A 20,156-nucleotide genomic window follows, 5' to 3' on the forward strand; every position below is an offset into this window, starting at 1 on the left:
TTTGCAGAACCAACAGCCGTTTGCGGGCACCTTCGCGAGAGGTCAATCATGACGCATAACCTGCTCGTGTTTCCGGATGACACCGCGCAGTGCATCATCGATCCGATCAGGGCGGCAAAGCGCAGCCTGAACATCCGGATGTTCCTGTTCACCGATCCGACGCTGCTGCATGAGGTGATCTCGGCGAAGCGGCGCGGCGTCAACGTGCGCGTCATGCTCAATCCGGCACGGCGCAACGGCGAGAGCGAGAATAACGAAACCGCCGCGGCGCTGGCTGCTGCCGGGGTCGAGGTCCGTGACAGCAATCCGGCCTTCGCGCTGACCCATCAGAAATCGATGGTGATCGATCATGAGTGGGGCTTTGTCGAGTCGCTGAACTGGGAGACCCGCGATCTCACCGAGACGCGCGACTACGCGGTGACCACGACCAAGAAGCTCGAAATTTCCGAGATGGTGGATTGCTTCGAGGCCGACTGGGCGAAGCAGGATTTCGTGCCGAACCCGGACTCGCAACTGATCTGGTGCCCGAACAACGGCCGCGAGCGGATCGGTGCTTTCATCGATTCCGCGCGGGACACGCTCTGGATCCAGAACGAGCGTTATCAGGACACGGACATCATCGAGCGGCTGGTTCGCGCTGTGCTGCGCGGCGTTCAGGTCCACATCATGGCGCGGCAGCCGCACAAGCTGAAGAAGAACAAGCTGATCGAGGGGATCGGGGGCCTGCGCATCATGCATGACGTCGGCGCCAAGGTGCACCGGCTCAATGACATGAAGCTGCACGGCAAGATGCTGTTAGCCGACGAGGAACGCGCTATCGTCGGTTCCATCAATCTCACGCCGGGCAGTTTTGACGATCGCCGCGAGCTGGCCATTGAGACCGATGCGCATCATGTTGTGAAGCGTCTCGTCGAGACCTCACATCACGACTGGAAACATTCGCGCAAGCTCGACCTCTCAGACGAGGCGGTTCAGGCGGATCTGGAAAAACACGGCATCCGGCAGTAGCGCGTTGTCGCTCAGCGCCGATCCGGCCGCGGCGATTGCCGGGCTCGGGGCTGCACAGGTTTCCTTTCCGCGCGGCGAGCATATTCCGTGGCCAGGTTCAGCAGTCGTTCGCGAACCACGGGATCATCAATCTCCCGCGCCAGCTTTTCGCAGCGCTCGGCCTGCTCTCTGAAATATGCAGCTTCGCTAGGCAACTTTGTCGTTTTCCATGGGCAGTGCGGGGCGCAGGAACATCGCCGAGAGCTGATCCTTGATTTCCAGGACACGCGGCGATGTCATACCCGGGCGAATACAGAGCAGCGCTTTGATGGTCGGAAGCTCCGGCAAGTAATAGTCCCTGGCCCAGACCAGTCCCGGCGGAATGATCCGGCTGGGAACAGCCGTCAGTCCGATGCCGGCTTCGACGGCGGCTTTCTTCGCGCTGTAGTCCTGACTGCTGAAGGCAATCCGATAGGAAAGGCCATGCCGCGTGAGTGTATGAATCATCCAGTCGTCATTGGTCCAGGTGACGATTGGGATCGGTGCGCCGGGGCTGAGCACGAATGATTTCGAGCGAACCCATGCCAGCCGATCCTCGGATTCATCGACAATGAGCGGAGCCAGATCGGCACTGATTTCTCCCCGCTGGAAAAAACACCCGACGTCGACATGGCCGTCGATCAACGCTGTCGCAATCTCGGTGGACATTCCGGCATGGATATGGATGTCATTGAGGTTGCTCAGGCTCTGCTCGGCGACGAAGCGCTGCGCGAGGACAACGCTCAGGCCCAAACGAAGCCGGTCGACATGATTATCGGCTCCGCCGAGCGCAAGCACCTGATCGTTGGCCTCGATGATCTTGCGCGCCTGCGCAAGCACCAGCTTGCCGAGATCGGTCGGACAACTTCCGTTTGGCGTCTTGCTGAACAGCGAACCGCCAACAAGTTGTTCGAGGCGCTTGATCTGCGAACTCACCGCGGGCTGACTCAACCCCAATTGCTCCGCAGCCTTGGTCAAGCTACCTGTTTCTGAAATGGCAACGACGGTACGAACAATTTCAATCGGAATATTGAGATGCCGCTTGTGCATTTGAATATCCAGCCTCGCAATTGCGCCATAAGTCGGACCAAGTGGTGTCGCGATTCTCCACCAATCATATAGGCGTAATCACTCTTGGTTATATATTTGATTTGGATGGCATTTCGGGAACTTATGGCGTCATCAAAATCAGTGTGTGGCGGCTATCTACCGAATTCGATGATGACTACACGCGCCGTCGCATCGGACTCAATCGCGACAGGTGCTGATCCTTGTTCCACAAGCAGCCCATCATGCGCCGACAGGCTGTCGACGGTCGATGCCGACCGTACGGTCGCAGTGCCATGCTCAACGAACAGAAACGCTTGTGCAGAAACTATAAAATCCTGACGTTTCATGACGTTGATGCGTCTCACATGCTGTGAGACGATCCCGCGCCTGCTCATCACATTCAAATCTGTAATGGGGCCGTCGATCAGTAACGCTGACGTTTGCTGATCGCCCGGGAAGGAATGGATCGTACTGCGATCAATGCGCACAGATACGCTGCCGTGGACATTGAGGTCGATGCCGGCGCCATCGATGACCAGAAGTGTACGATCAATCCCGGGAAATGACGAGAACGGTCCGTCGCTCGTCACCTGCGCCATACTGACGCGCCAGTCGAAATCGTCCAGCTTTGCATTCGCCGGGAAGATCGCGATCTCCGTGGTCGATCCCAGCCCGTTCTTCCAGGGCATCACCTTGTAGTTCGCGGCGCGCAGGATTTGCATACGCCGCACTCAGCCCTTGGCTTGCAGCGATGGCAGATTGAGGTGATGTTCCTCGGCGCAGTCGATGGCTTCCTCATAGCCCGCATCGGCGTGACGCATCACGCCGGTGGCCGGATCGTTCCACAATACCCGTTCGAGGCGCTTTGCCGCTTCCGGCGTGCCGTCGGCGACGATGACCATGCCGGAATGCTGCGAGAAGCCCATGCCGACGCCGCCGCCGTGATGCAGCGACACCCATGTTGCGCCAGATGCGCAGTTGAGCAGCGCATTGAGCAGCGGCCAGTCGGAGACGGCGTCGGAGCCGTCCTTCATCGCTTCGGTCTCGCGGTTCGGGCTTGCCACTGAACCCGAGTCGAGATGATCCCTGCCGATCACGATCGGTGCCTTGAGTTCGCCCGAGGCCACCATTTCGTTGAAGGCGAGGCCGAGGCGATGGCGATCGCCGAGCCCAACCCAGCAGATCCGCGCCGGCAGGCCCTGAAACTGGATGCGCTCGCGCGCCATGTCGAGCCAGTTCACCAGCGCCTTGTTGTGTCCGAGGATCTCCTTCACCTTGGCGTCGGTCTTGTAGATGTCCTCGGGATCGCCGGAGAGTGCAGCCCAGCGGAACGGGCCGATGCCGCGGCAGAACAGCGGGCGGATATAGGCGGGGACGAAGCCCGGGAAGTCGAACGCGTTGTCGACGCCTTCTTCCTTGGCCATCTGGCGGATGTTGTTGCCGTAATCGACCGTCGGCACGCCCATCTTGTGGAAGTCGAGCATGGCGCGGACATGCTCGCTCATCGACTTGCGCGAGGCCTTCTCGACGGCCTGCGGATCGGTGGCACGCTTGGCTTCCCACTCGGACAGCGTCCAGCCTTTCGGCAGATAGCCGTTGACCGGATCATGCGCCGAGGTCTGGTCGGTGACGATGTCCGGCCGGACGCCGCGGCGCACCAGTTCAGGGAAGATATCGGCAGCATTGCCGAGCACGCCAACGGAAATTGGCTTCTTCTCCTTGTTGGCCTTCTCGATGATCGCCAATGCGTCGTCGAGATCCTTTGCCTGCACGTCGAGATAACGGCTCTTCAAGCGCATCTCGATGCGGCTCGGCTGGCACTCGACCGCGAGGCACGACGCGCCGGCCATGGTGGCAGCCAACGTCTGGGCGCCGCCCATGCCGCCGAGGCCGGCGGTGAGGATCCAGCGGCCAGACAGGTCGCCGTTATAGTGCTGCCGTCCGGCTTCGACGAAGGTCTCATAGGTGCCCTGCACGATGCCCTGCGAGCCGATATAGATCCACGAGCCGGCCGTCATCTGGCCGTACATCATCAAGCCCTTGCGATCGAGCTCGTTGAAGTGCTCCCAGGTGGCCCAGCGCGGTACGAGATTGGAATTGGCGATCAGCACGCGCGGCGCGTCGGCATGCGTCTTGAATACGCCGACCGGCTTGCCGGATTGCACCAGCAGCGTCTCATCGGCATTGAGTTCACGGAGCGACTTGGCGATCTGGTCGAAGGCTTCCCAGTTACGTGCGGCGCGGCCGATGCCGCCATAGACCACCAGCTCGTTCGGGTTCTCGGCCACTTCCGGATCGAGATTGTTCATCAGCATGCGCAGTGGCGCTTCGGTGAGCCAGTCCTTGGCGGAAAGCTCTGTGCCGCGCGGGCTGCGGACGATGCGGCTGTTCTTGCTGCGATCCATGATGTCGGTCCTTATTTGGATGTCGCGGAAGTCCGGCCGTGCCAGACGCGGGCGTGAAGCGGATTGAAGCCGACGCGGTAGACCAGCTCGGCGGGATGTTCGATGTCCCAGACGGCAAGGTCGCAGGCCTTGCCAATTTCCAGCGTGCCGACTTCGCTCAGCTTGCCGAGCGCCCGCGCGCCTTCGCGCGTGACGCCGAGCAGGCATTCGTCCACGGTCATACGAAACAGTGTCGCACCCATATTCATGGTCAGCAGCAGCGAGGTCAGTGGCGACGTGCCGGGATTGCTGTCGGTGGCCAGTGCCAGATGCGTGCCGTGCTTGCGGAATAGCGCGATCGGCGGCGCCTGGGTTTCGCGCAGGGTGTAGTAAGCACCCGGCAATACCACAGCAACGGTGCCGGCCTTGGTCAGCGCGATGACGCCGTCTTCATCGGTATGTTCGAGGTGATCCGCGGACAGTGCGTTGTAGTCGGCGGCGAGCTTCGCGCCGTGCAGGTTGGAGAGCTGGTCGGCATGCAGCTTCACGGGCAGGCCGAGTTTCTTGGCGGCGTCGAACACCCGCGCCGTTTGCTCCGGCGAAAATGCGATGCCCTCGCAGAACGCGTCGACGGCGTCGGCGAGCTTTAGTTCGGCAATCGCCGGCAGCATTTTGGCGATGACCGTGTCGATATAGGCGTCCTTGTCGCCATTCGCTTCCGGCGGCATCGCATGTGCTCCAAGAAACGATGTCAGGACGGAGACGTCGCGCTCGCGGCCGAGCTGCCTCGCGGCCTTGAGGCAGCGGATTTCGGTATCCTTGTCGAGGCCGTAGCCCGACTTGATCTCGATGGTCGTGACGCCTTCGGCGAGCAGATGGTCGAGCCGCTTCAATCCGCTGGCGACGAGCTGTTGCTCGCTCGCCGCGCGCGTCGCCTTCATGCTCGAGGCGATGCCGCCGCCGGCGCGCGAAATATCTTCGTAGCTGGCGCCCTCGAGCCGCATTGCGAATTCACTGGCGCGGTTGCCGCCATAGATCAGATGGGTGTGGCAATCGACCAGCCCCGGCGTGATCCAGCGCCCTTCGCAATCGATGCGGGTCTTGGCGTCGGCGCCCGCCGGCAATTCCGAAGCCCGCCCGACGTAAGCAATCCGGCCATCCTTTGCTGCGATGCACCCGTCCTCCACAATCCCGAGGCCGGGCGTGCCGGGCGCCATGGTGGCAAGGCGTGCATTGGTCCAGATGGTATCGAAGGTCATGACGGACTGCCGTAAATTCGGGACGTCGTATGTCTATACATAATCAGCGGCCTCGCTTATTGTCGAGCGTCTTTTGAATGCAACAGGCAATCGCTATGGGCACGCAACGTGCTGCAAAAAGGCTGTTCTTCGCGCACGCGCTGCTGCCGTCAGGCTGGGCGCGCGACGTAGTTGTCGCAATCGAGAATGGCACCATCACGGCCGTTGCCGCGAATTCGAGCAGCGCTGACGCTGAAATCATCAGCGGCGTGGCGCTGCCCGGATTGCCCAATCTGCACAGCCATGCGTTCCAGCGCGGCATGGCCGGCCTCACCGAAATCCGCGGCGCCACGCAGGACAGTTTCTGGACTTGGCGGCAGCTCATGTATCGTTTCATCGATACGCTGACGCTGGATGACGTCGAAGCCATCGCGGCTTTCGCATATGCCGAGATGCTGGAAGGCGGCTTCACCTCGGTGGCCGAATTTCACTATCTGCATCACGACGAGACCGGCACGCCTTATGGCGATCTCGCGGAGATGGGTACGCGCATCGCGGCGGCGGCCGGCGAGACCGGCATCGGTCTGACGCTGCTGCCGTCCTTCTACAATTTCAGTGGTTTCGGCGGCGCGCAATCGATCCATGGCCAGCGCCGTTTCGTCAATGATCCCGCGCGCTTTCTGGCGCTGCTGGAGAAGTCGCGTGAAGCGATCAAGTCGGTCGATGACGCCGCCATCGGCATCGCGCCGCATTCCCTGCGCGCGATCACGCCGGAGACGTTGAATGACGTCCTCAAGGCGGTGCCCGATGGTCCGATCCATATCCACGTGGCCGAGCAGACCAAAGAGGTCGAGGACTGTATCGCTTGGTCCGGCCAGCGGCCGGTGGCATGGCTGCTGGATCATATGCCGGTCGACAGGCGCTGGGTGCTGATCCACGCGACCCATATGACCGATGAGGAAGTCACCGGTGTCGCGAAGACAGGCGCCGTCATCGGCCTGTGTCCGCTCACCGAAGCGAGCCTCGGTGACGGCATTTTCGACGGCCCGCGCTTCATCGATGCCGGCGGCGTGTTCGGTGTCGGTAGCGACTCCAATATCGAGATCACCGCGCCGGGCGAACTCAAGCAGTTCGAATACAGCCAGCGTCTGGCCTATCGCGTCCGCAATGCCGTGGCGCGCCACGAAGGTGAATCCACCGGCCGTGCGCTGTATGAACATGCGCTGGTCGGCGGCACGCAGGCTTCGGGCCGCAATATCGGTGCACTTGCGGTGGGCAAGCGCGCCGATATCGTCGTGCTGGACACCACGCATCCCGATCTCTGTGCCGTCACCGGCGACCGCTGGCTCGATGCCATGACCTTTGTTGCCGGTAAGTCGGCGATCTCCGACGTCTTCGTCGGCGGTAAGCAGGTCGTCAACAGCGGTCGCCACATCAAGCGCGCATCCATCACCGAACGCTATCGGCGCGTCGTGCAGCGGCTGGCGACACTCTGATGGCGACAGCGCGCGTATCAAAATCGGCAAATGGAAAAGCGCAGGCCGCGCCGCAGGCGCTGTATCAGCGCATCCGCGCCGATCTCGAAGAGAAGATCCTCTCCGGCCGCTGGCCGCCCGGTCATCGCATTCCATTCGAGCATGAGCTGGTCGAGAGCTATAATTGTTCGCGGATGACTGTGAACAAGGTGCTGTCGGGCCTCGCAGCGGCTGGTGTCATCGAGCGCAAGCGCCGCGTCGGCAGTTTTGTCGCCAAGCCGCTGGTGCAGTCCGCGGTACTGCATATTCCCGATATCCAGGCCGAAATCGCCAAGCGCGGCGAGGCCTATGCTTATGAGTTGCTCACGCGAAAACGGCGCAAGGCGACCAAGGACGATCTCGAACGTCTCGGCATCGACAAGAGCTGCGATGTATTGGTGTTGAGCTGTCGGCACATCGCCAAGGGCAGACCTTTCGCGCTGGAAGAACGCCTGATCAATCTCGACGTGGTGCCGCCCGCGTCTGAAATCGATTTCACGCGCGTGCCGCCCGGTACCTGGCTGCTTGGTCACGTGCCGTGGAATGAGGCGGAGCATCGGATCACCGCGTCTCTGGCAGATGATGTGGCGCTGAAGGCATTGGCGCTGAAGAAGCCGGCCGCCTGCCTCGTGGTCGAGCGCCGCACCTGGCGCAAGAACAAGATCATCACATCGGTGCGCGTCACCTATCCGAACGATTTGTATCAGCTCACCGCGCGCTTCACGCCGACGGGGCTGCGATCATGAGGACGATATGAATCATCTGCCGCAGGCCGTCTGCGGAAATTGACTCTGGCAATCCGCCATGTTGCCATGCAGTATCATTCTAAATCTGGCTGAGGAGAGTGCGTTATGAAGTTGATTGGAGTTTCCGTCGCCGCCATGCTCGCGGCTCTCGTTGCGACCCCGGCTGCGGCGCAGACCAAGGTGACCATCGCCATTTCCGGCTGGACGGGTTTTGCGCCGCTGACGCTGGCGAAGGAAGCCGGCATCTTCGCGAAGAACGGTCTCGACGTCACCATCAAGAAGGTGCCGCAGGCCAGCCGCCATCTCGCCATCGCCTCGGGTGACGTGCAATGCGCCGCCACTACGGTCGAGACCTGGGTGGTGTGGAATGCCAATGGCGTCGCCACGACGCAGCTGTTCCAGCTCGATAAGTCCTATGGCGCTGACGGCATGGCCGTGCGCGCCGGCACCGCATCGATCAAGGATTTGAAGGGCAAGACCGTTGCCGCATCGGCTCCGGGCACGGCGCCCTATTTCACGCTCGCCTGGTTCTTGAAGAAGAACGGCCTCAGCGTGAAGGACGTCTCCGTCGTCAACATGGAGCCGGGTCCGGCAGCGCAGGCTTTCATCGCCGGCCAGAACGATGCGGCCATGACCTATGAGCCGTATCTGTCGGCCGTGCGTGAGAAGCCGGAAGCCGGCAAGATCATCGCCACCACGCTCGACTATCCGATGATCATGGACACCTTCGGCTGCACGCCGAAGTTTATCGCCGATAACGAAGGTGCCGTGAAGGCGCTGGCCAAGAGCTATTTCGAGGCCGTTGCGATGATCGGCGCCGAGAAGGACAAGTCCTACGAGATCATGGGCGCCGACGTGAAGCAGACCGGCGAGAAGTTCGGCGCCTCCGCGCAGTATCTGCGCTGGCAGGATCAGGAAGCGAACAAGAAGTTCTTCGCCGGCGAGCACCAGGCGTTCTCGAAGGAAGCGGCCGAGCTGCTGCTCGAGATCGGCGTGATCAAGGAAATCCCGGATCTGACGAAGCTCGCCGATCCGCGTTTCATTCAGTAAATCTCCGCCATCGCTTCCGTCATTGCGAGGAGCGAAGCGACGCGGCAATCCAGCTCTACTTAAGGAAGACTGGATTGCTTCGTCGCAAGAGCTCCTCGCAATGACGGTCATGAGCATCGAATACGCAGCATGAAGCCACTCGCCCCCATTTCATCCACCGCGCGCGTCGTGCTCGGCATATCCTTCTTTGTGCTGTTCGTTGCCGCGTGGTCCTATGCGACCTTTGGTGGCTTCGTCTCCAAGACCTTTCTCGCCAATCCGTGGACCATGCTGCAGGACGGCTGGTTTCTGCTGACCAAGCACGGCTTCCTGCATGATATCGGCATGACCATCTGGCGCGTGATCGGCGGCTTCGTTCTGGCGGCGCTGTTTGCGGTGCCGATCGGCATCCTGATGGGCGCCTACAAGCCCATCGAAGCGTTCCTCGAACCCTTCGTGTCCTTTGCGCGCTATCTGCCCGCTTCGGCCTTCATTCCGCTCCTGATCCTGTGGGCCGGCATCGGCGAATTGCAGAAGCTGCTGGTGATCTTCATCGGCTCGGTATTCCAGCTCATCCTGATGGTCGCTGTCAGTGTTGGCAGCGTGCGCCGCGATCTGGTCGAGGCATCGCTGACGCTCGGCGCGCGCGACGCCGGCGTGCTCAAGCGCGTTCTCATACCGTCCGCCGCGCCGGAGATTGCGGAAATTCTCCGTCTCGTACTGGGCTGGGCCTGGACCTATGTCATCGTCGCCGAACTGATCGGCTCGTCCTCGGGCATCGGCCACATGATCATCGATAGCCAGGCGTTGCTCGCCACCGGCCAGATCATTTTCGGCATCATCGTCATCGGCATCATCGGTTTGATTTCGGACTACGCGTTCAAGGCTGCGAACCGGCGCTTGTTTCCGTGGAGCATCATTTGAGCAAGCTCGTCATCGACAACGTCTCGCGGATTTTCCCCGCCGTGCGCGGCGGTACGCCGACGCGTGCGCTGGAGCCGACCAATCTTTCCGTCGCGGACAACGACTTCGTCACGATCCTCGGACCAAGTGGTTGTGGCAAGTCCACGCTGCTGCGCATGGTCGCCGGGCTGGATACGCCGACCACCGGCCGCATTCTGCTCGACGGCAAGGCCATCACCGGTCCGGGCGCGGATCGCGGCATGGTGTTCCAGTCCTACACGCTGTTTCCCTGGCTGACTGTCTCCGAGAACATCTCCTTCGGTTTGCGCGAGCGCGGCGTCTCGCAACGTGAACGCACGCGCATTGCCGGCGAGTGGCTGGAGAAAGTCGGCCTCACCAGTTTCGCCAATCATTTCCCGAAGCAACTCTCCGGCGGCATGCAGCAGCGCACGGCCATTGCACGCGCGCTCGCCAACGATCCGAAGATCCTGCTGCTCGACGAGCCGTTTGGCGCGCTCGACAACCAGACGCGCGCCTTGATGCAGGAATTGCTGCTCGGCATCTGGGAGCGCGAGCGCAAGACGGTGATCTTCGTCACCCACGATATCGAGGAAGCGGTGTTCCTCGCGTCGCGAACCGTGGTGATGTCGGCGCGTCCCGGTCGCATCAAGGCCGATATCGCGGTCGATCTACCGCATCCGCGGCACTACACAATCAAGACCAGCCCGGCTTTTTCCGATCTCAAAGCGCGGCTCACGGAAGAAATCCGTGTCGAGGCCGTGCTCGCGGCTGAGGCCCACTGAGATTCTCAGGCCGCATCAGCGGCGTCAGGATACCGCTTGAGCGACGCGCCAACTATCGAAGGTTGCGTCGTTGCTTGCGTGTCCTGCTCTGGCTGCGTGGTTTTATCCGGACCTTAAGTACGTTCGCGGTCGCCTGGAACTCGGGCGCCGCGCAAAACAGTTTGGCGACGTCTCGCACATACGATTGCACCACCTCGGCTGAAAGCCGGTGATCGGGTCATTTCAACGACGGTCCGATGGTTTGAGCAAAGTAATTGCGAGTTGCGTTTATGACGTTGGTGCATGTCGACCAGAGTGATGCGGCCAGGACGCTCCTCGCCGGGCTGGAGCAGGCCATCGATGCTGTCGTGATGATCGACAGCACGAATAGCGTGACCCATTTCAACGCCGCCGCCGAACGGTTGTGGGGCTATGAGCGCGATGAAGTGCTCGGGCGAAATATCAGCTTTCTGGTGCCGATGGCCATCAGGTCGCAGCATGACGGATACATCGCCGCGAACCGCTCGACCGGCGTCAATCGCATCGTCGGTCATAGCCGCGAGGTGAGAATCGAACGCAAGGACGGCAGCGAGATCTGGGGATCGTTGTCGATGTCGCGGGTCGAGGTGAATGGCGAGATCACCTATATGGGCTTCGTCCGCGATGTGACGGAGGAGGTGAAGCGCAGAGAAGAAATTATCCCGCTGGCTCTCGTGGTCGACAAGACGAAACGCGCTATCTACATCGCGGGTCGCGATGCACGGATCTGCTATGTCAACGGCGCCTTCACCGGCATGTTCGGCTACGCGCTGGATGAGGCGACGGGACTCATCCCGGAGGAATTCCTCGTCGGCGCATATACCAGCCAGGCGACGCTCGCATATCTGGACCAGCAGATCAGAACGGAAGGATCTGCTGAAGACGAAATCCTCCTTTACGACAAAGCGGGCAACGAGGTCTGGGTCTCGGTTGCCTTGAATGCGATTCATGGCACGGATGGAAAAATCCAGCACCTTGTCGCATTGATGACCGATATCACCGAGAGCAAGCAGCTTCAGTCATTGCAGCATCACATTCTCGAAGCGCTGGCCGATGAGCAGCCGCTGCTCGACGTGATGGACAATCTTTGCCGGAAGGTGGAGCAGATCGCGCCCGATGTCGTCTGTTCGGTGCTACATGTCGATTCCGCGGGATTGCTGCATCCTTTGGGAGGGCCAAGCCTCCCGGCAGGTTATGCGCAGGCGCTGGACGGCATTGCCATCGGACCGGATGTCGGGTCTTGCGGGACCGCGGCCTTTCGCGGCGAGCCTGTTCTGGTCACCGATATCGAAAACGATCCTCTCTGGCTGCCATACAACAGCGCGCCGCTGGCTTCCGGTCTGAAGGCCTGCTGGTCGATGCCGATCAAGACCAAGGATGGGCGCGTCATCGGTACGTTCGCATTCTATTTCAGGGAATGTCGCAGACCCAGCCGCTTGCATCACGGCATCGTCGATGCCTGTGTTCATCTCGCCGCGGTCGCCATCGAGCGTGAGGAAGCGCGCAACGAAATCTCGCGGCTTGCTTATTTCGATGCGCTCACCGGTCTGCCGAACCGGACCCATATGCGCCAGTTGATGGAGCGTGCCGTCGCGGAATGCCCCGCAGATGCGCAGATGGCGCTGATATTTCTTGACCTAGATCACTTCAAGGACGTCAACGATACGCTGGGGCATGCTGTCGGCGATGACTTGCTGGTCGCCGTCACACAGCGGCTTCATCAGCACATCCGACCGGGCGATATCCTGAGTCGTCAGGGCGGCGATGAGTTCATCATCCTGATGCCGAACTGTGTCGCGGCCGATGCCTCCCGCATCGCGGGCTGTCTCACCGAGGCGCTGTCGGTTCCGCTGCAGCTCGGCGGCCATCAGGTGCCGATTTCTGCCAGCGCCGGCATCAGCATGTTTCCGGACAATGCCCGCGATCTCGATAGTCTGCTGAAATATGCCGATGCGGCGATGTACAAGGCCAAGCAGGCCGGCCGCTCCACGCATCGGTTTTTCAGCAACGACATGGACCGCGTGAATGAGGAGCGCCTTCGTCTCAGCGCCGCTTTGCGCCACGCGCTTGCGCAAGGCGGCCTGCGGTTGCACTACCAGCCGCAGATTCGCGCGAGCAGCGGGGATCTCTACGGCGTCGAGGCGCTGGCGCGCTGGCATCATCCCGTATTGGGCGATGTGTCACCGGCGAAGTTCATTCCGCTCGCGGAGGAATGCGGCCTCATCGAGCAGATCGGTGTCTGGTCGCTACGCGAGGCATGCAGGCAGATTGCGGCGTGGCAAAAGGCGGGGCTCGATGTGCCTTGCGTCTCCGTCAACCTGTCGCCGATCAATTTTCTGAATCCGGGATTGCCGGCATTGATCTCCGACATCATCGCGGAAAACGGGCTGGCGCCGAACAGGCTGATGCTCGAAGTCACCGAGGGCGCGGTGATGAGCGAACACACGACCGCGATCGAGATCATGATGCAGATCCGCGCGGCTGGCATCGGATTGTCGATGGATGATTTCGGCACGGGCTATTCGAGCTTGAGCCGCCTGGCGCATTTGCCGGTGCGCGAGCTGAAGATCGATCGCAGCTTCATGCGCGGTATCGAGACCGAGGTCTGTGCTCTGGCGATCGCCACCGCCATCGTGTGCGTCGGGCAGAGCCTCAACATGACGGTCGTGGCCGAAGGCGTCGAAACCGAAGAACAGCGCAGGATTCTCGCCGGGCTGGGCTGCGACGTCATTCAGGGTTTCCTGTATTCGCCTGCACTGTCCGCATTCGATCTCGAAGCCTGGCTGGTGGCCCGCCATGCCGAACGCTGGGCGGCGCTGGTTGACGAGCGCCGGATCGAAGCTGCGCAAGAGGAAATGTGGCCGGGTGCGCTCGCGGCCATGTAATCTCGAGAAGTTGACGACCGTCGTTAACGCGTTGTTAACGACATCCGGTATTCCGGCCCCTCGAGATGAGATCGAACGAACTTCTTAGCTACTGGAGTTCGAATACACTCGTACCTGCGAATGACATTGCCGCTGTAACGAAGACAGTTGTCGTCGTGCTCACGCGGCTCCTGTGATCGAAGGTCGTTTCATGTCTGCAAGTCCTGTCGGCCAGCCCAGCGAAGAGGCGAAGGCGCTGTTCTCTGCGTTCGAACAGGCGGTCGATGCTGTCGTGATCACCGGGATCGACAACGAGATCAGGCATTTCAATGCTGCTGCCGAACGCCTATGGGGCTACAGCCGTGGCGACGTCGTCGGACGGCAGATGAATGTTCTGGTCCCGCTCGACGTGCGCGAACATCTCGATGGAGTGATTGCGGCAAAGTCTGCCATGGATCCGCAAGTAGCGGTCAAGGGCCGCCGCGAGTTCAGGATCAGCCGCAAGGACGGGAGCGAGGCCTGGGGCGCGTTCTCGATCTCACGCGTCGATTACGCCGGCAAGACGCTCTACATCAACTTCATCCGCGACGTGACGGACGATGTCCGTGGCCGCGACCAAAATGCGCTGATGGCACTGGTTGCCGAAAAGACCGACCGTGTCGTGATGGTCTCCAAACGCGACATGACCATCGTCTATGTCAACGACGCTTTTACAGAGCTGTTCGGATACACGCTTGCGGAAGCGATGGGCAAACACCCGCGGGATTTGCTGACCGGAGAGTATACCGACAACGAAACGCTGGAGCGGTTTCACGCGCAGATCGATGCCGAAGGACACGGGCAAGAGGATATCCTTGTCTATGACAAGGACGGTCACGAGATCTGGATCTCAAGCACGGTCAACGCAGGCCGCAACCAAGCCGGCGAGGTCGAGCATCTCGTCGCGGTGCTCGACGACATCACCGAGAGCAAGCAGATCCATTCGCTGCAGCATCATGTGCTGGAAAATCTCGCCAACGACATGCCGGTCGTGGATGTGATCGGCGATCTCTGCCACCGCGTCGAAGCCATCGCGCCCGATATCGTCTCGTCGGTGTTGCATGTGGACGCGGACGGTCGGCTCCATCCGCTCGGTGGTCCCAGCCTCCCGGCCGCCTTTGCGCCTGTTGTTGACGGTATTGCCACCGGTCCCGATGTCGGGTCCTGCGGCGCGGCGGCCTTTCTCGGCCACGCGGTGCTGGCCACCGATATCGCCACCGATCCGCGGTGGCGGCTCTATAGCAGTCTGCCGCTGGAAGCCGGCCTGCGCGCCTGCTGGTCGACGCCGATCAAGGCGCGGGATGGTCGCGTCATCGGCGCCTTTGCCTTCTACTTCCGTGAAGTGCGCGGCCCGACGCGCTGGCATCAGACCATCGTCGATGCCTGTGTTCATCTGTGCGCACTGGCCATTGAACGGCATGAGGCCCGCAGCGAAATCGCGCGTCTGGCCTATTTCGATGCGCTGACCGGCCTGCCGAACCGCGCGCAACTGCGCCAGATCCTGACGGGGCTGATCGACAAGAGCAAGCCGCGGGACCGCATTGCCGTGATGTTCCTCGATATCGATCACTTCAAGGACGTCAACGACACGCTCGGTCATTCCATTGGCGACGAGTTGCTGGTCAAGGTCACGCAACGACTGTGCAGGCAGATTCGGCCGGCCGACACGCTGAGCCGGCAGGGCGGTGACGAATTCGTCATTGTGCTGCCGAATTGCGATGTCGAAGGCGCCGCCTTGATCGCCAGCCGTCTGCTCGAGACACTGCTGCCGCCGATGCAGCTTGGCGCCAAGCTGGTGCCGGTATCGGCCAGCATCGGCGTCAGCATCTATCCCGACAACGCCGGTGATATCGACGGTCTGCTCAAACATGCCGATGCGGCGATGTATCAGGCCAAGCAGGCCGGTCGCTCGACCTATCGCTTCTTCAGTGCAGAGATGAACCGCGTCAGCGAGGAGCGACTCGCCTTCAGTACGGCGCTGCGCAATGCCATCGTGCAGGATGCACTGCGGCTTCATTATCAGCCGCAGGTGCGCGCTGACGGTCGCCTTTACGGTGTCGAGGCACTGGCCCGCTGGTCCGATCCGGTGCTCGGCGAAGTGCCGCCATCGAAGTTCATCCCGCTCGCGGAAGAATACGGGCTGATCGAGCTGATCGGCACCTGGTCGCTGCGCGAAGCCTGCCGGCAGGTTGCGGCCTGGCGCAAAAATGGCGTCGACGTGCCCAGCGTCTCGGTCAATCTGTCGCCGATCAATTTCCAGAATGGCGATCTCGCCACGCTGGTCGGCGAAGTGATCGCCGAAAACGGTCTGTCGCCGGACATGCTGATGCTGGAGGTCACCGAAGGCGTGGTGATGAGCGAGCATTCGACCGCCGTCGAGACCATGGAGAAAATTCGCAAGTCCGGCGTGCAGCTGTCGATGGATGATTTCGGCACGGGCTATTCCAGCCTCAGCCGTCTCGCGCATCTGCCGATCCGTGAGTTGAAGATCGATCGTAGCTTCATGCGTGGCCTTGAAAGCGAGGCGAGTGCGCTGGCGATTACGCGCGCCATCATACGGGTCGGCCAGAGCCTCGACATGATCGTGGTCGCCGAAGGCGTCGAGACCGATGGGCAGCGCCGGATTCTCACCGAACTCGGCTGCGATGTCATCCAGGGCTTCGTCTATTCGCCTGCGCTGCCGGTGCCGGATTTCGAACTCTGGCTCGCTGGTCACGAAACGTCGCGTGCCGCCGCGACCCTGAGCGATATGCGGCGTCAGGCAGAGCGGACGCGCGGTGCCGTGCCCGTCAGGCGAATCCCTTAACCTTTACCGCTTGTCGAGCATCTCGCGCACCTTGTTGCCGAGCGCCGCTTGCGTAATCGGCTTCTGCAGCAGCGACACGCCGGGATCGAGCCGGCCCTGATGCACGATGGCGTTGCGCGAATAGCCGGTCATGAACAGCACTTTCAGCTTCGGCTGCCGCTTTTGCATCTCGTCGGCCAGCAGTCGCCCGTTCATGCCGGGCATCACGATATCGGTCAGCAGCAAGTCGAACGGTTCGGGATCGTCGGTGAAGTCGGCCAGCGCTGCGTCGGCATTGCCGGCTTCGCGGACCTGATAGTTGAGACCTTCCAGCGTCTCGACCAGGTAGGACCGCACATCCGGATCGTCTTCCACGATCATCACAGTCTCGTTGCCCTTGCTGCCGACAATGCGCCTCTCTATCTCGCTTGCTTGGTCCGTATGCTGTCTGCTGCGCGGCAGATAGACCTTGATGGTCGTGCCTTCGCCGACCTCGCTATAGATCTTCACATGGCCGCCGGATTGCTTGACGAAGCCGTAGACCTGGCTCAGGCCGAGGCCGGTGCCCTGTCCGGGCTCCTTGGTGGTGAAGAACGGGTCGAACGCGCGCTCCTGCACGTCCTTGGGCATGCCCGGTCCGGTGTCCGTCACCGAGATCAGGACATACTGCCCGATGACCACATCGGAATGCTGCAGGGCGTAGATCTCGTCGATGAAAGCGTTGCTGGTTTCGATCGTCAGTTTGCCGATCTTCAGATGGTCTTGGCCGGCCATGGCGTCGCGTGCATTGACCACAAGATTGAGGATGGCGGCTTCCATCTGGCTTGGGTCGACCTCGACCTGCCACAGCCCGGCGCCGCCGACGATTTCGAGATCGATATTCTCGCTCAATGTGCGCTGGAAGAAGTCCGACATGCCGTGGAGCAATCCGTTGACATTGATGGTCTTCGGGTCGAGCGGCTGCTTGCGTGCGAAGGCGAGCAGACGCTGCGTCAGCACCACGGCGCGCTGCGCGCCGCCGGCCGCGCTGGCAATGACGCGCCTGAGGCGATCACGTGACGATTCCGTCCAGGTCGAGATGCTGTGCTCGGCGATTTCGAGATTACCGATGATGATGGTCAGCAGATTGTTGAAGTCATGGGCAACACCGCCGGTGAGGTGGCCGATCGCTTCCATCTTCTGCGTATGGCGCAGCATGTCCTCGGCTTCGCGCCGGTGCCGGCCCTCCTCGATCAGCGCCAGTTCGGTTTCGCGCAACTGTGCGGGCGAGGGGATCGCCAGTAGCCTCGGTAGCAGTGGCCAGAGAATCGCTGCGGTGACGACCGAGGCGACGGCCGTGATCGCCTTGAGGATTCCTTCGGCGCCATAGGCCGGAACCCACAGCGTGTAGATCGACATCACATGGGTCAGGCCGCAGGCCATGATGAAGAGCGCGAAGGCCCAGAAGATCCAGCCGAACTCCACATCGCGGCGCTTCCAGACGAAGATCGTGAGGACGACGGGAATCGAGAAATAGGCCGCGGCGATCAGCGCATCCGAGGCGACATGAAGCCAGATCAGGCCGGGGTCCCACAGCAGACAAATGCCGTGCGGGGCAAACATGGAACTATCGAGAAAGTTCTGGAGTGATGCCCACATCGCCTGCCCCCGCCGATAGCTGGTATCTAGCAACCGAGGGTGACCGGGCGGTGTGGAGGCGTCAAGCGTGAGCGCAATTGCGAACGGGGCTTATCAGACGCCGAATGCGCTGCGGGGATTGGCGAATTCGGTCAGGGCGCCGATGATCTGGTGCTGGCGATAGGGTTTGGGAATGAAGCGGCCGCCATCGGGCAGGTCGCGTTCGCCTATCCTGAAGTGGCCTGATGTTGCGATGATGCGAATGGGCGGCCAGCGATTGGCGACCGCATGGGCGAGCTTGAGTCCGTTCATCGAGCCGGGCATGTCGATATCGGTAAAGATGATGCGGATATCGTTGCGCTCTTCGAGCACGCGGATCGCAGCGTCAGCATCCGGCGCCTCGATCACCCGAAAGCCGGCTTCCTCGATCATTTCGACCGCAAACATGCGCAGCAGTACATCGTCCTCGACGACCAGGACGGTGGTGGGGAGGGCGGCGTCGTTTACGGCAGCGTCTTGGGCCATGGGATTTGAACCTTGATCGCCGGTTCCATGGGCCACAGGGCCGGGATGGTTCGGGTCGAAAGCATCGGTCTGTCTAAACGTGATCAATCGAATACGAATATAGGTCGCGTAAAAACTGCTTTGGTTCGCATGTCTTTGCTAAGCGAGCTGATCGCGCTTTCGTTCCGCCGCGTGCGAAAAAAAATCCGTGAAGATGACGAAAATCCGCGGCGGCCGTCAGGTCAGTCGTTCTTGCGCCCGGCATCGGTGCGGTCGCGGACCGTCTTGAACACACCATGTGCCGTGGCGACCACGTGATCGTTCACACTGACCTCGGTGCTCATGAAGATCAGGCTCTTGGTGGCACGCACGACCTTCGGCCGGGAGATCATCAGGTCGCCGATCCGTGCGGCATCGACGAAATAAGTATCCATCTGGACCGTGGCGAGCGCCTCGACCCCCGCAGCCTCGCGGGCCGCCATACCGCAGCTCCGGTCGGCCAGCGTCATCACCGCCCCGCCCTGAACCACGCCGCGGCGGTTGCGGTGCTTGTCCTGGCCGAGAATGGCGAATTCATTGATGCCATCGACGACCCGGTGCCACATCGGGCCGACGAAATGGATGAACCCGTCATCGTCCATGATGCTCCAGCCGGCGGCTTCGAGTTCAGCATAGGCCGCGTCAGTCGCCGCATCAGTCATGGATTTTCCTTCTTGCGAGATATCGATGGGCTGGAGGGAGTGAGTGCTAGGTCATACAAAAGCGGGGGGCGGGTGGATAGGACGTCGCGGCGTGGGGGCGCGTCGCAATCTGCATGGCTCGTCGCCCGTTGTTCCGGGGCGCTGTCCTCCCCCATTGTCATTCCGGGGGCGCGGCCGGCACTTGCCGGACGCGAACCCGGAATCCCAGAGTGTTTTGCGCTGTCTGGAGATTCCCATGCTGGGATTCCGGGTTCGGTCCCGTCGCCTCCGGCGCCTCCTCACGCCCCGGAATGACGAGTGGCGGCCGCAAGACAGTGCCTAAACATTTTTTCCTATTCCTCATTGACACCATCCCCGTCAGGTTTATATTCCCCTCCGTCCTGCCCCACCGAGAGGGGCGATCGCGATCGTCACGTTCGCGGGGTGGGATGCGGTGGACGCCGGAGATGCGGCGTTACGCGGTTCATGGGGAAACGTCTGTCTTCGGGCAGGACGGATCTGCGCCAGCACTGCCACTGGCAAGGAGACGGCCGACCTTGGGATGGAAAGAGCCTGGACAGTGTGACGGACGACCAAATCAAAACGCGTTCGGCCTATTCGCTTGAGGCTCCCTTCCCATCGCCTTGGGACTTTAATTCGCGATCGGAGCGTTCGTCGAGGCAAAGTGCAAGCAACCGAAAAAACACCGCAGGCGGAACGTCGGGCACTCGCTCGGCGCCTCCGAAAGTCCTGATGCACTCACAATTGCGGAAGACCGCATCGCATCAGGCCCAAGGGTGCAACGGGCACCCGGCGTTCCGCACGCCCTCTCAACAGAGGGCGGGAATGCAAGACACGACGGCGCCCCCGCGCCGCAAATAATGGGGGTGATAACGCATGTCTGAAGAACAGTGGCTGTTTGACATTCACATCAGCAACGACGCACAGGCGCCAGA

The 20,156-nt window shown here is 61.4% G+C and carries 15 protein-coding genes; 8 read left to right on the forward strand and 7 right to left on the reverse strand.

All coding sequences use genetic code 11. The features are described from left to right. Positions 1–48 precede the first annotated feature (48 nt). The gene (locus tag CHC01_RS24075; RefSeq protein WP_089266863.1) at positions 49–1,008 is read left to right on the forward strand and encodes a phospholipase D-like domain-containing protein; all 960 of its coding nucleotides are present in this window, start codon (positions 49–51) and stop codon (positions 1,006–1,008) included. Positions 1,009–1,194: 186 nt separating this feature from the next. Here the strand turns inward: CHC01_RS24075 and CHC01_RS24080 are convergent, their stop codons facing one another. The 4 genes from CHC01_RS24080 to hutI form a co-directional block, all read right to left on the reverse strand. After that, a complete protein-coding gene (locus CHC01_RS24080) occupies positions 1,195–2,076 on the reverse strand; it encodes a LysR family transcriptional regulator (protein ID WP_089266864.1) in 882 nt (293 codons plus the stop codon). A gap of 152 nt (positions 2,077–2,228) precedes the next feature. Continuing rightward, entirely contained in the window at positions 2,229–2,798 is a 570-nt protein-coding gene (locus tag CHC01_RS24085) for a HutD/Ves family protein (RefSeq protein ID WP_089266865.1), read from the reverse strand. A gap of 9 nt (positions 2,799–2,807) precedes the next feature. Further along, positions 2,808–4,481 carry a urocanate hydratase gene (gene hutU / locus CHC01_RS24090; protein WP_089266866.1) on the reverse strand — a complete coding sequence of 558 codons (1,674 nt, stop codon included), beginning with the start codon at positions 4,479–4,481 and terminating at the stop codon, positions 2,808–2,810. Between the two features lie 11 nt (positions 4,482–4,492). Continuing rightward, positions 4,493–5,719, reverse strand: a complete 1,227-nt coding sequence (gene hutI / locus CHC01_RS24095; protein WP_089266867.1) for an imidazolonepropionase — start codon at positions 5,717–5,719, stop codon at positions 4,493–4,495. A 95-nt stretch (positions 5,720–5,814) separates the two neighbouring features. On the opposite strand from hutI, the gene CHC01_RS24100 reads away from it, so the two are divergent. The 7 genes from CHC01_RS24100 (at position 5,815) to CHC01_RS24130 (ending at position 16,420) form a co-directional block, all read left to right on the forward strand. Next, a complete protein-coding gene (locus CHC01_RS24100) occupies positions 5,815–7,194 on the forward strand; it encodes a formimidoylglutamate deiminase (RefSeq protein WP_210421706.1) in 1,380 nt (459 codons plus the stop codon). Then, positions 7,194–7,958, forward strand: a complete 765-nt coding sequence (gene hutC / locus CHC01_RS24105; RefSeq protein WP_089266869.1) for a histidine utilization transcriptional repressor HutC — start codon at positions 7,194–7,196, stop codon at positions 7,956–7,958. Before CHC01_RS24100 ends, hutC begins: the two co-directional genes overlap by 1 nt. A 105-nt stretch (positions 7,959–8,063) precedes the next feature. Further along, the gene (locus CHC01_RS24110) at positions 8,064–9,008 is read left to right on the forward strand and encodes an ABC transporter substrate-binding protein (RefSeq protein ID WP_089266870.1); all 945 of its coding nucleotides are present in this window, start codon (positions 8,064–8,066) and stop codon (positions 9,006–9,008) included. Between the two features lie 129 nt (positions 9,009–9,137). Continuing rightward, a complete protein-coding gene (locus CHC01_RS24115; protein WP_089266871.1) occupies positions 9,138–9,911 on the forward strand; it encodes an ABC transporter permease in 774 nt (257 codons plus the stop codon). Continuing rightward, positions 9,908–10,693, forward strand: a complete 786-nt coding sequence (locus CHC01_RS24120) for an ABC transporter ATP-binding protein (RefSeq protein ID WP_089266872.1) — start codon at positions 9,908–9,910, stop codon at positions 10,691–10,693. The genes CHC01_RS24115 and CHC01_RS24120 overlap by 4 nt, the downstream gene beginning before the upstream one ends. Before the next feature lie 269 nt (positions 10,694–10,962). Beyond that, positions 10,963–13,596, forward strand: a complete 2,634-nt coding sequence (locus CHC01_RS24125; protein ID WP_089266873.1) for an EAL domain-containing protein — start codon at positions 10,963–10,965, stop codon at positions 13,594–13,596. Between the two features lie 190 nt (positions 13,597–13,786). Continuing rightward, positions 13,787–16,420 carry an EAL domain-containing protein gene (locus CHC01_RS24130; RefSeq protein ID WP_141137157.1) on the forward strand — a complete coding sequence of 878 codons (2,634 nt, stop codon included), beginning with the start codon at positions 13,787–13,789 and terminating at the stop codon, positions 16,418–16,420. A 3-nt stretch (positions 16,421–16,423) separates the two neighbouring features. Here the strand turns inward: CHC01_RS24130 and CHC01_RS24135 are convergent, their stop codons facing one another. The 3 genes from CHC01_RS24135 to CHC01_RS24145 all read right to left on the reverse strand — a co-directional run bounded on the left by CHC01_RS24135 (position 16,424) and on the right by CHC01_RS24145 (position 19,221). Next, positions 16,424–18,001 carry an ATP-binding protein gene (locus CHC01_RS24135; RefSeq protein WP_244558500.1) on the reverse strand — a complete coding sequence of 526 codons (1,578 nt, stop codon included), beginning with the start codon at positions 17,999–18,001 and terminating at the stop codon, positions 16,424–16,426. 129 nt (positions 18,002–18,130) lie between these two features. Further along, on the reverse strand, positions 18,131–18,541 hold the full coding sequence (locus CHC01_RS24140) for a response regulator (RefSeq protein WP_089266876.1): 411 nt from the start codon (positions 18,539–18,541) through the stop codon (positions 18,131–18,133). Between the two features lie 221 nt (positions 18,542–18,762). Continuing rightward, complete coding sequence (locus CHC01_RS24145) at positions 18,763–19,221, reverse strand: PaaI family thioesterase (RefSeq protein ID WP_089266877.1); 459 nt, start codon at positions 19,219–19,221, stop codon at positions 18,763–18,765. Positions 19,222–20,156 lie beyond the last annotated feature (935 nt).

Source organism: Tardiphaga sp. OK246 (genome assembly GCF_900188215.1).
GTDB lineage: Bacteria > Pseudomonadota > Alphaproteobacteria > Rhizobiales > Xanthobacteraceae > Tardiphaga > Tardiphaga robiniae.

Coding starts and splice junctions, on each gene's coding strand:
- hutC (WP_089266869.1), top strand. CDS start 7,194: ATGGCGACAGCGCGCGTATCAAAATCGGCAAATGGAAAAGCGCAGGCC.
- CHC01_RS24080 (WP_089266864.1), bottom strand. CDS start 2,076: ATGCACAAGCGGCATCTCAATATTCCGATTGAAATTGTTCGTACCGTC.
- CHC01_RS24135 (WP_244558500.1), bottom strand. CDS start 18,001: ATGTTTGCCCCGCACGGCATTTGTCTGCTGTGGGACCCCGGCCTGATC.
- CHC01_RS24115 (WP_089266871.1), top strand. CDS start 9,138: ATGAAGCCACTCGCCCCCATTTCATCCACCGCGCGCGTCGTGCTCGGC.
- hutU (WP_089266866.1), bottom strand. CDS start 4,481: ATGGATCGCAGCAAGAACAGCCGCATCGTCCGCAGCCCGCGCGGCACA.
- CHC01_RS24085 (WP_089266865.1), bottom strand. CDS start 2,798: ATGCAAATCCTGCGCGCCGCGAACTACAAGGTGATGCCCTGGAAGAAC.
- hutI (WP_089266867.1), bottom strand. CDS start 5,719: ATGACCTTCGATACCATCTGGACCAATGCACGCCTTGCCACCATGGCG.
- CHC01_RS24125 (WP_089266873.1), top strand. CDS start 10,963: ATGACGTTGGTGCATGTCGACCAGAGTGATGCGGCCAGGACGCTCCTC.
- CHC01_RS24145 (WP_089266877.1), bottom strand. CDS start 19,221: ATGACTGATGCGGCGACTGACGCGGCCTATGCTGAACTCGAAGCCGCC.
- CHC01_RS24140 (WP_089266876.1), bottom strand. CDS start 18,541: ATGGCCCAAGACGCTGCCGTAAACGACGCCGCCCTCCCCACCACCGTC.
- CHC01_RS24130 (WP_141137157.1), top strand. CDS start 13,787: ATGTCTGCAAGTCCTGTCGGCCAGCCCAGCGAAGAGGCGAAGGCGCTG.
- CHC01_RS24075 (WP_089266863.1), top strand. CDS start 49: ATGACGCATAACCTGCTCGTGTTTCCGGATGACACCGCGCAGTGCATC.
- CHC01_RS24100 (WP_210421706.1), top strand. CDS start 5,815: ATGGGCACGCAACGTGCTGCAAAAAGGCTGTTCTTCGCGCACGCGCTG.
- CHC01_RS24110 (WP_089266870.1), top strand. CDS start 8,064: ATGAAGTTGATTGGAGTTTCCGTCGCCGCCATGCTCGCGGCTCTCGTT.